This is a genomic window from Oceanobacillus massiliensis str. N'diop, assembly GCF_000285495.1.
Classification (GTDB): Bacteria; Bacillota; Bacilli; order Bacillales; family Amphibacillaceae; genus Oceanobacillus; species Oceanobacillus massiliensis.
Genome location: NZ_HE610978.1, coordinates 162,155 through 173,780, shown reverse-complemented (window position 1 = coordinate 173,780; position 11,626 = coordinate 162,155). Strand labels below are relative to the sequence as shown.

At 42.4% G+C, this 11,626-nt stretch carries 8 protein-coding genes and 1 pseudogene; 7 read left to right on the top strand and 2 right to left on the bottom strand.

Annotation, left to right across the window (positions count from 1 at the left end; all coding sequences use genetic code 11):
* Positions 1–47: 47 nt before the first annotated feature.
* A pseudogene (locus OMHG_RS10710) lies at positions 48–1,395 on the bottom strand (aspartate kinase).
* 100 nt (positions 1,396–1,495) lie between these two features.
* Positions 1,496–1,723 (bottom strand): DUF2627 family protein, encoded by a 228-nt coding sequence (locus tag OMHG_RS10705; RefSeq protein WP_010650804.1) that lies wholly within the window; start codon positions 1,721–1,723, stop codon positions 1,496–1,498.
* Between the two features lie 145 nt (positions 1,724–1,868).
* Here OMHG_RS10705 and OMHG_RS10700 point away from each other — a divergent pair, with 145 nt between their 5' ends.
* The 7 genes from OMHG_RS10700 (at position 1,869) to OMHG_RS10670 (ending at position 11,039) form a co-directional block, all read left to right on the top strand.
* On the top strand, positions 1,869–3,920 hold the full coding sequence (locus tag OMHG_RS10700; RefSeq protein ID WP_010650803.1) for a sigma-54 interaction domain-containing protein: 2,052 nt from the start codon (positions 1,869–1,871) through the stop codon (positions 3,918–3,920).
* Between the two features lie 188 nt (positions 3,921–4,108).
* Positions 4,109–5,203 (top strand): Leu/Phe/Val dehydrogenase, encoded by a 1,095-nt coding sequence (locus OMHG_RS10695; protein ID WP_010650802.1) that lies wholly within the window; start codon positions 4,109–4,111, stop codon positions 5,201–5,203.
* Positions 5,204–5,219: 16 nt separating this feature from the next.
* Positions 5,220–6,308, top strand: a complete 1,089-nt coding sequence (gene buk / locus OMHG_RS10690) for a butyrate kinase (RefSeq protein ID WP_010650801.1) — start codon at positions 5,220–5,222, stop codon at positions 6,306–6,308.
* Between the two features lie 6 nt (positions 6,309–6,314).
* Positions 6,315–7,736, top strand: a complete 1,422-nt coding sequence (gene lpdA, locus OMHG_RS10685; RefSeq protein ID WP_010650799.1) for a dihydrolipoyl dehydrogenase — start codon at positions 6,315–6,317, stop codon at positions 7,734–7,736.
* 17 nt (positions 7,737–7,753) lie between these two features.
* Positions 7,754–8,749: a thiamine pyrophosphate-dependent dehydrogenase E1 component subunit alpha gene (locus OMHG_RS10680; RefSeq protein ID WP_010650798.1), complete on the top strand. Its 996-nt coding sequence runs from the start codon at positions 7,754–7,756 to the stop codon at positions 8,747–8,749.
* 14 nt (positions 8,750–8,763) lie between these two features.
* Entirely contained in the window at positions 8,764–9,747 is a 984-nt protein-coding gene (locus OMHG_RS10675; protein ID WP_010650797.1) for an alpha-ketoacid dehydrogenase subunit beta, read from the top strand.
* Between the two features lie 23 nt (positions 9,748–9,770).
* Positions 9,771–11,039, top strand: a complete 1,269-nt coding sequence (locus OMHG_RS10670; RefSeq protein ID WP_010650796.1) for a dihydrolipoamide acetyltransferase family protein — start codon at positions 9,771–9,773, stop codon at positions 11,037–11,039.
* The last annotated feature ends 587 nt before the right edge of the window (positions 11,040–11,626 follow it).

Sequence of the window (11,626 nt, the reverse complement as noted above, 5' to 3'; positions counted from 1 at the left end):
ATATTTTTTCGTTCTTGTGTTGTAAGAAAGAGCTGGAATCAAGTCGTTTATGAAAAAAAGGATGTATAAAGCGATTGGATTGCATCATTTAAATCGGCAGCTTGTATTCCGAACATCATCGAAACCTCCGACGATCCCTGGTTAATCATTTCAATATTGACGTTGGCATTCGAGAAGGCGGTAGTCGCTTTCTGTGCTACGCCGATTGTATTGACCAAACCTTCACCAACGACCATAATGACAGCGAGATCGCGATGGATACTTACCATGTCTACTTTTAGTTCTTCCTTTATCCTGTCCACCACAATTTTCTCTTTTTCAGGTGTGAATTTTTTGTCTCTAAAGATAACAGACATATCATCTATTCCAGAGGGTGCATGTTCAAACGAAATTCCCTCATCCTCAAAAATATTCAGCAGTTTTCGTCCAAAACCAACTTCTCTATTCATCAAAAACTTGCTTACATAGAGACTGCAAAAACCAGTATCACTCGCGATGCCCACAACACATTTTTCGCTTGTTTCTTTTTCCGCTACAATCAATGTTCCGGGAGCATCCGGATTATTCGTGTTTTTAATACACACAGGTATTTTTTCACGAAAGGCAGGTATCAATGCTTCATCATGAAAGACCGAAAAACCTGCATATGATAGTTCACGCATCTCCTTATAGGTTAAGGTGGTTATTTCTTTAGGGTGGGATACGATGTTTGGATTTACTGTATAAACCGAATCCACATCAGTAAAATTCTCATACATTTCCGCTTTAACGCCAGCAGCAATAATCGATCCGGTTATATCGGATCCTCCCCTTGAAAAAAGTTGCCAATTTGCCCTCCTTTGTATAGCCGAAAAATCCAGGAATAACAAGGATACCTTCCTCATTGTGCAGAGAATATATTTTATCGAAACTTTCCGGTAGAATGCGCGCGTTTCCAGGTTCATCACTGACAATGATTCCAGCTTCCTGTGGATTTATGTAATATGCAGAAAGGCCCACTGAATTAAGGTATGCACTAAGAATCTTTGCTGAGCTGTCTTCTCCTGTTGCTTTAATGGCATCCATTTTACTTTCCATTGATCCTTTAGCCGCAAGTGCCGTTTTTATGCCAGTTTCAATTTCTGCATAGATGTCATCATTGACACGAAGTCCCTCTATAATTTCGCTGAACCTGGCCATAACAGCAGATAAATAAAGTTCATAGTCATCCTCATTATGAAACGCTTCTCCAAGCTGGATCAGCATATCCGTCATTTTGGCATCACCGGCAAACCGTTTTCCAGGCGCAGAAACTACGATGAACTTTCGTTTGGGATCGCTTTTTATGATATTTCCTACTTTTATTAATTGCTCTGCATTCGCTACTGAGCTTCCGCCAAATTTTGCCACTTTCATTACTAAGATCCCCCTGATGCTTAATTTTTAACTAATATACCACAATTATAAGAAAAATCGTAATAAAAAAATTTAAAAGCTGCTCATTTCCCTATCCGTTTCACTTCTCTTCCGTGGACCTGTGTTTCTTCCTATCACGATGAACAATAAATCCTCCAACAAACAGAAGGCCACCGATAAAAAGTAAAAGACCGAATATAAATTGAATGCTGGAATACATGAAAATCGGATAATAGTCATCAAAAACAGTATCTCTCATCAATTTTATTCCAAACGCAGCTATAGCACCGGGGATAAAAAGCATGAGCAATGCGATTATTCTATACATGTTCGAATCTCCTCTTACAATTCATTTCAATATGCGTCTCTAAAGTATAACAAAATAGTGAGAAAATAGGAATGGCACTCTATTTGCTAATAAATGCATCCTAACGTAAGATATAGGTATGCAAGAAACTGCAAGGTGGGATAAAATGAAACGTGTACTCATAATTGGTGCTGGAAAGGGCGGGACGGCACTTATAAACCTGCTGCAGGAAACTGAACGAATGGAGATTGCGGCAGTAGTAGATACGAATGTGTCTGCAGAAGGGCTAAAACAGGCAGCCCGTGAAGGTATCCCGATTGGTTCGGATTGGGCGGACTGGATGGAAGAGAATATTGATATCATTATCGAAGCTACCGGCAATGAACAAGTGCTTGAAGAAATCATCGACAGAAGACCAAAGAAGACAATCGTTATCCCAGGTTCAGTTGCATATATCATCTCTGAACTTCTCTATGAGAAAGAATCGCTGATGGGGAAAATGAAATATCAGTCAGAACGCCAGCACTTGATCTTAAATCATATTCATGATGGTATGATTGTTATTGATCGTAACGAAAAGGTCCAATTTATCAATAAGAGTGCGGAAAAAATTCTTGATAAAACCCTCAAACATTATAAAGATAAGAATGTAAAAGAGCTGATCAGTTCATCCAGGCTGCCGCATGTTCTTCAATCTAAAAGAAAAGAAGTCAATCAAAAAATAACGCTGGAAAATGGTAAGAGGCTAGTATCCACCCGGAACCCAATAATTAATGAAATTGGTGAACTAGTTGGCGCCTTTGCCGTATTTAAAGATATTACAGAGGTAATGAAACTGGCAGAAGAAAACACCGATCTGAATGAAATAAAAACGATGCTTGAAGCGATCATTAAGTCATCCGATGAAGCAATTAGTGTTGTCGATGAACATGGTTTGGGATTGATCATCAATCCTGCATATACCCGAATTACCGGTCTTAAAGAAACGGATGTGATTGGGCAGCCGGCAACTGTCGACATTTCCGAAGGGGAAAGCATGCATATGAAAGTCCTGCAAACGAGACGTCCTGTTCGAGGTGTACATATGAAAGTCGGGCCAGCCAAGAAAGATGTCATTGTAAATGTGGCTCCAGTTATCGTAAAAGGTATTATTAAGGGAAGTGTCGGTGTCCTGCACGATGTCACAGAGATCCAGTCACTGACCAAAGAATTGAAACGGGCCAGACAAATCATCCGAAATCTTGAAGCGAGATACACATTTGATGATATTATTGGAAGTTCTCCAGAAATGAGACTTGCCCTGGAGCAAGCTAAGGTGGGTGCAAAAACGCCCGCAACAGTGTTGCTGAGAGGTGAATCCGGGACGGGGAAAGAGCTATTTGCCCATGCTATTCATAATGAAAGCGAGCGAAAGCACCATAAATTCATTCGTGTGAACTGTGCAGCCGTCGCTGAATCGCTGCTGGAAAGCGAACTGTTTGGCTATGAAGAAGGAGCATTTACCGGAGCGCAGCGCGGTGGGAAAAAAGGCTTGTTTGAAGAGGCGAACAATGGCAGCATCTTTCTTGACGAGATTGGTGAACTGTCGATGAAGATGCAGGCGAAGCTGCTGCGCGTACTGCAGGAACAGGAAATCGTCAGGGTCGGCAGTACAAAGCCGATTTCCATTGATGTCCGTATCATTACAGCGACACATGTCAATCTAGAAAAGGCAATCATGAATCGTACATTCAGGGAAGATTTGTATTATCGATTAAACAAACTTCCGATATTCATTCCATCAGTCAAGGAAAGAATAGATGACCTCCCGGAATTGATTGATCACATTATCCAAAAAATCAACCAGGATTATGGCCGGAATGTGCAAACCATTTCTGACAGTGCTTTATCCAAACTAATGCATTATGAGTGGCCGGGAAACGTCCGGGAATTGGGAAATGTGATCAGCAGAGCCATGATTTTTATGACTATCCATGATGAGAAAATTGAGCAATATCATTTGCCGGAACTGCACAACATCACAAAGCAATCCATTAAACGGCCCGCGCATGTAGTGGTACAGAACGATTCACTGCAGACTGCGACAGAATCATTTGAAAAAGATTATATCCAGACAGTGTATGAACAACATGCTTTCAATAAAACAAAGACAGCCCGCGCTTTGGATATTTCAATCCGAAACCTTTATTATAAGATGGAGAAATATCAAATTGATTAATATGGCATGCAATTAATTGCATGTATGAAATCATTTGCATATTTCAGGTGCGATAAACCATTCATATACAGTATCAGTAAAATGGCACGATTTTTGCTATGATAATGATGGAGAGTTTACAATGACTCTAGTCTGACGTCAGAAAAAAGCTTTGCTATTTAATGAAAGATAAATTAGGAGGAACTCCCATGGAAATCTTTACTAGCTTGGAAAAATACGATTATGAACAATTGATTTTTTGTCAGGATAAAAATTCAGGATTAAAAGCAATCATTGCATTACATGATACAACACTTGGACCCGCGCTGGGCGGCACGAGAATGTGGACCTATGATTCTGAAGAAGATGCAATTGTCGATGCCCTCCGATTGGCAAAAGGGATGACTTATAAAAATGCTGCTGCAGGTTTGAATTTAGGTGGCGGAAAAACAGTCATTATCGGTGATCCAAAAAAAGATAAGAATCCAGAAATGTTTCGAGCATTCGGCCGATATATACAAGGATTGAATGGCAGATATATTACTGCTGAAGATGTTGGAACAACAGTGCAGGATATGGACCTTATCCATTTGGAAACGGATTATGTTGCCGGTACTTCATCCTACTCAGGAGCTTCCGGAAACCCTTCACCGGTTACAGCGTATGGTGTTTATAAGGGAATGAAGGCTTCTGCTAAAGAAGCCTTCGGAAATGATTCGCTGGAAGGGAAGACGATTGCTATACAAGGTGTTGGAAACGTGGCTTATGCATTGTGCGAATATCTTCACAATGAGGGGGCCGAGCTAATCGTAACGGATATCAACAAGGAAGCAGTAAAAAGGGCAGTTGATGCTTTCGGTGCCAAGGCTGTGGATCCTGATGATATCTATGAGGCAGAATGTGACATCTATGCACCTTGCGCACTTGGTGCCACCATTAATGATAGTACGATTCCGAAATTGAAAGCAAAAGTAATTGCGGGCTCTGCTAATAACCAGTTAAAGTCAACCACACATGGAGATATTGTTCATGAAAAAGGAATTGTCTATGCACCGGATTATGTCATCAATGCAGGTGGCGTCATCAATGTGGCTGATGAACTGGTGGGATATAACGCGGAACGGGCAATGAAAAATGTTGAAACAATATACAGCAGCCTGGAGCGAGTGTTTGAAATTGCGAAGCGTGATAATATTCCAACGTATGTTGCTGCTGACCGGATGGCAGAAGAAAGAATACAGTCTGTACGCAATTCCCGGAATCAGTTTTTACTTAATGAACATCATATATTGAGCAGAAGATAAAAATGGAGGGTAACAATTGCAGTCAGTGAAGCGAGTTTTGGTTATAAACCCTGGAGACACGTTTACTCAAATTGGAGTATTTGATGATGATAGATGTATCTTTGAGAGAAAGGTCCTTCATACACGGCAAGAGCTAACAAGCTTTAATTCTGTTGCCGATCAGGTGGAATATAGAAAACAAATCATCCTTGGACAGTTGTTTTATGAGGGAATCAACCTGTCAAAGCTGACTGCAGTATGTGGTAAAGGCGGACTTCTGCGTCCAATTGACGGCGGAACCTATAAAGTGAATCACGCTATGTTATATGATCTGAAGACAGCTGCTTATGGTGAGCATACATCTAACCTTGGCGGCATTATTGCATATGAGATAGCTACAGGACTAAATATTGACTCCTACATCGTTGACCCTGTTGTAGTAGATGAATTGAGAGATATTGCCAGATACTCCGGCATTCCGGAAATCCCTAGAAGAAGCATTTTTCACGCTTTAAACCATAAGGCCGCTGCAAGGAAAGCAGCGGCAGAATTGCAAGCAAACTACGAAGACATCAATTTGATTGTCGTACATATTGGAAGAGGGATAACGGTAGGAGCACATCAGCGGGGAAAGGTTGTCGACGTTAATAACGGTTTGGATGGGGAAGGTCCTTTTTCTTCCGAGAGATCTGGTGGTGTCCCAGTTTCTGAACTTATTAAAATGTGTTTTTCTGAAGCGTATTCATTCGAAACGATTTTTGAATATGTGGAGGGCAGCGGAGGGCTAAACGCATACCTGCAGACAAACGATATCGCCGAAATAGAGAAAAGAATTGATGCTGGTGACAGCGAGGCAGAAAACGTGTATCGCGCTATGGCATATCAAATTTCCAAGGAAATCGGAGCAATGAGTGTTGTACTTTGCGGAGAAGTCGATGCAATTGTGATTACAGGCAATTTAGGCAATCGAAGTAAACTTACAAAATGGATCATGGAACGGGTCAATTGGATTGCCGATATGATTGTTTATCCAGGAGAAAATGAATTGCAGTCATTAAGTGAAGGCGTCATTCGTGTTCTAAGAAACAAAGAGGACTCTAAAATATATTCTATGGAAGAGGAGTGAACGTAAATGGCTAAGGAATATGACCTGGTAGTATTAGGCGGAGGTACAGGAGGCTATGTTGCTGCAATCAGAGCATCCCAGTTAGGAATGCAAGTTGCGGTTGTAGAAAAAGGTGAATTGGGAGGAACGTGTCTCCATCGCGGGTGCATACCTTCTAAAGCATTATTGCGCAGTGCGGAGGTCTATAGCCAAACTTTGCATGCAGAGGAGTTTGGTGTGGAAACTTCCAATACAAGCTTGAATTTCACAAAGGTTCAAGACAGAAAACAAGCTATTGTCAATACGCTGCATCAAGGTGTACAAGGTTTAATGAAGAAAGGGAATATAGACGTCTTCAAAGGGTTTGGCCGTATACTCGGTCCAAGTATTTTTTCTCCAATGCCCGGGACCATCTCCATCGAATACGAGAATGGCGATGAAAACACCATGATCGTACCTAAGAATGTCCTTATCGCAACTGGTTCAAGACCAAAATCCTTGCCTGGCTTAGATTTTGATGGCAGTTTGGTAATGAGTTCAGACGATGCGCTGCAGATGGACCGGCTGCCGGAATCGATTGTCATCGTTGGCGGAGGTGTCATTGGGATTGAATGGGCTTCCATGCTTGCCGATTTTGGTGTAAAGGTGACTGTACTGGAGTATCTCAATCAAATACTCCCGACAGAAGATGAAGCGATCGCTAAGGAAGCAGAACGGCTTCTGAAACGAAAAGGCATTCAGTTCGTAAAAGGTGCGAAGGTACTGGCAGATTCGTTATCTAAAGATACTGGAGTAACCATAGAAGCAGACATAAATGGGAAAAAGGAAACCTTCCAGGCCGATAGAATGTTAGTATCTGTTGGCAGAGAGGCCAATACGGGGAACATTGGTCTGGAGAATACAGAAATAGACTTTCATAATGGTTATATCCAAACAAATGATTTTTTCCAGACAAAGGAGTCGCATATATATGCAATCGGTGATGTGATTGGCGGCATGCAGCTTGCCCACGTTGCTTCCCATGAAGGGATAACTGCTGTTGAACACATGGCAGAACAGAATCCGCTTCCGATAAATTATAGGAATATCCCTTCATGTGTTTATTCCAATCCTGAAATAGCAAGCATCGGGTATACCGAACGTGAGGCAATTGATGGAGGTTTTGAGGTTGAAACAGGGAAATTCCCCTTTAAGGCAATTGGAAAAGCATTGGTATATGGAGAGTCGGATGGATTTGTAAAAATCATTTCTGACAAAAATACTAATGACATATTGGGAATCCATATGATTGGCCCACATGTAACGGATATGATTTCAGAAGCGGCACTTGCAAAGGTTCTGGATGCCACTCCATGGGAAATAGCTCAAACGATTCATCCGCACCCGACCCTTTCGGAAATAATGGGAGAAGCGGCAATGGCTGTTGAAAATAAACAAATCCACGGTTAACAAAGGAGGAAATGCATATGACGAAATTTCGGCATACAGAAATGGACCTGACAGATGAACAAGTTCTGGATATGTATCGGACAATGCTTTTAGCAAGAAAACTTGATGAAAGAATGTGGCTTTTAAACCGATCTGGCAAGATACCATTTGTTATATCTTGTCAAGGACAGGAAGCAGCACAAGTAGGGGCATCATTCGCACTTGACAGAAACGAGGATTATGCGGCACCGTACTATAGAGATATGGGCGTTGTCTTAGCCTTTGGGATGACAGCAAAAGAATTGATGCTCTCTGCATTTGCCAAAGCTGATGATCCTAATTCCGGCGGCAGACAAATGCCGGGTCACTTCGGACAAAAGAAAAACAGAATATTAAGCGGTTCATCTCCGGTAACAACGCAAGTACCCCATGCGGTCGGTGTGGCTCTTGCATCCAGAATGGAGAATAAGAATTTCGTTTCCTTTGTAACATTGGGAGAAGGATCGTCCAATCAAGGAGATTTCCATGAAGGTCTAAACTTTGCCGGTGTCCATAAATTACCTGTGATTACGATGGTTGAAAACAACAAGTATGCCATCTCCGTACCATACGACAGGCAAGTAGCGAGTAAAACAGTCGCTGACAGGGCCCAAGGTTACGGTATGCCGGGAGTGACGGTGGATGGTAATGATCCGCTCGCCGTCTATCAGGCGGTTAAAGAAGCAAGGACCCGTGCTGTTAATGGGGAGGGTCCATCCTTGATAGAAGCGGTTTCTTATCGTCTTACAGCCCATTCGAGTGATGACGATGATCGGACGTATCGCGAGAAGGGAGAAGTGGAAGAGGCGCGAAAGAAAGATTCAATATTTACATTTGCGAGCTATTTGAAGGAAGCTAACGTATTAACCGATGAGATTGAGAAAAAAATGACCGATGAAATAAACAATATTGTAAATGAGGCAACCGATTATGCCGAAAATGCAGCATATGCAGAAGCGGAACATGCGCTGAAATATGTATACGAAGAGAAGTAGGAAGGGGGATCATAATGCCTGTAATGACTTATATTCAAGCAATCACAACTGCATTAAGAGAAGAGATGCAGCGTGACGAAGAGGTGTTTATTTTAGGGGAAGATGTTGGTAAGAAAGGTGGAGTATTCCGGGCTACAGACGGATTGTTTGACGAATTTGGAGAATATAGGGTGCTGGATACACCGCTTGCAGAATCAGCAATAGCAGGTGTCGGTATTGGTGCAGCAATGTATGGAATGCGTCCAGTTGCAGAAATGCAGTTTGCTGATTTTATCATGCCGGCAGTTAACCAGATCATCTCAGAAGCTGCGAAAATGCGTTATCGTTCAAACAATGACTGGAGTGCACCGATTACGATTCGCGCACCATATGGCGGCGGTGTTCATGGAGCACTTTATCATTCACAGTCTGTTGAAGCGGTGTTTGCAAATCAGCCAGGTTTGAAAATAGTAATGCCCTCGACACCATATGATGTAAAAGGATTACTTAAAGCGGCCATCCGTGATAACGACCCTGTCCTATTTTTTGAGCATAAACGGGCATATCGTCTCTTAAAGGGGGAAGTACCTGAGGAGGATTATGTTCTTCCAATCGGAAAAGCGGATGTGAAACGGAATGGAGATGACATTACCGTTATAACATATGGATTATGTGTCCATTTTGCCCTGCAGGCAGCTGAAAAATTAGCTGAGGATGGCATAGAGGCGCATGTTCTTGATTTGCGCACCGTTTATCCGCTTGATCAGGAAGCCATCATTGAAGCCGCCAAAAAGACAGGAAAAGTACTGCTTATAACGGAAGACAATAAAGAAGGCAGCATTATCGGTGAAGTAGCGGCAATCATTGCCGAAAATTGCCTATTTGATTTGGATGCTCCAATCCAAAGACTTGCAGGCCCTGATGTTCCATCAATGCCATATGCACCCCCAATGGAAAAGTATTTTATGATGAATCCAGACAAAGTGGAAAAAGCGATGCGTGATTTAGCCGCATATTAATAATTGGAAATGGAGGGATAACAGTGCCTACCGAAAAGATTACGATGCCCAAACTTGGAGAAAGCGTAAATGAAGGTACAATAAGCACCTGGCTGGTTCAGGCAGGGGATAAAGTGAACAAGTACGATCCGATAGCCGAAGTAATGACAGACAAAGTGAATGCTGAAGTACCATCATCCTTTGCAGGCACGATTAAGGAAATTGTGGCAGCAGATGGTGAAACCGTTGCTGTTGGGGAACTGATCTGCTATATCGAAACAGACAATAAGGATATCCATAAAGGCGATAATCCAACACCTGTTTTAGGGGAGGCAAAAGCCAGCAGCCGAACGGACTCTAACGATTCTCATTTTGCCGATGACTCGATGAAAAAAAGATATTCGCCTGCAGTACTCACTATGGCGCAAGAGCATGACATCGATCTGAAGGAGGTAACGGGTACTGGACGAGGCGGCCGGATTACAAGGAAGGACCTGGAAAAGATAATTGCTTCTGGGACTAAGAACAAGCAGAATCAGACGCCACAATTGAATTCCAAAAACAATTCCGATTCTACTGAAGCAGAACCCGCAGTCAATCACGAATTACAAACAGGGGATATTGAAATTCCTGTTAAAGGCATCAGAAAAGTGATTGCACAGAATATGGTTAAATCGAAACAGGAGATCCCACACGCATGGATGACGGTGGAGGTTGATGTTACAGAGCTTGTTAAATATCGCAACACAGTGAAAGATGATTTCAAAAAGCAGGAAGGATATGGACTTACCTTTTTTGCCTTTTTCGTCAAAGCTGTTGCTCAGGCCCTGAAACAATATCCGCAGCTGAACAGTATGTGGGCTGGAGACAAAATCATCCAGAAAAAGGATATCCATCTGTCGATTGCTGTTGCAAAAGAGAATGAACTTTTTGTGCCGGTCATCAAACACGCTGATGAGAAAACCATTAAAGCGATTGCCCGCGATATTCATCAGCTCGCCGCGAAAGCAAGAACCGGAAAATTGACACCGGAAGATATGCAAGGTGGAACATTTACAGTCAATAATACTGGTTCATTTGGTTCCATTTCGTCGATGGGCGTAATCAACCATCCACAGGCTGCCATTTTACAGGTTGAATCAATTGTAAAACGTCCTGTCATTATCAATGACATGTTTGCTGCACGTGATATGGTGAATTTATCCCTGTCGCTGGATCATCGAATACTTGATGGTCTTGTCTGTGGAAGATTCCTTGCACATGTCAAGAAAACCCTGGAAGATATGAATGAACAGACTATAAACCTATATTGAGCAAGCAATACAGAAAATCTCTTTCAAGTGTTTGATTATCACAATTAATACAAACTGCGACGTAACAGGAAAGGATTGGTGCTTTATCCCCGCTCCGGAAATACACTGCGCTTTCCGCGGGCTCGCACTAAGCCTCCTCGCTCGCAAAGTTCGCTCTCTGTGGGGTCTTAGCGTCTTCGCTTTTCCCGCAGGACAAGGAAGGCTGCGTCAGCAAGACATCGCACGCAGAAATTGCGAATGCAATTTCAAGGAGTCTCCGTGTATTTCCTCCGTTGTGATTCGGTTTTCTGAATCGATTTACTATATTCAATTATGAAGCTGATGGATTGGAGCGCAGGGCAGTCGACTCCAGCGGGAAAAGCAACAGCTGAAGATCCCGCAAGAAGCCGGTTTTGCTTCTGAGGAAGCTGAGAGCGCCCGCCGCGGAAAGCGACTGCCCGGAGCGGAAATCGGCCGTTGCCGTTACGTCATAGTTTATAAAGATTGTGTTCAAAAACAATAATCCTTAAGAAAAATGAGTTCCGATAAAAAAATCGTAAACATTTTAAATTGAAAATTTGTTCCTATCTTGGTAAGCTTATGAAAGC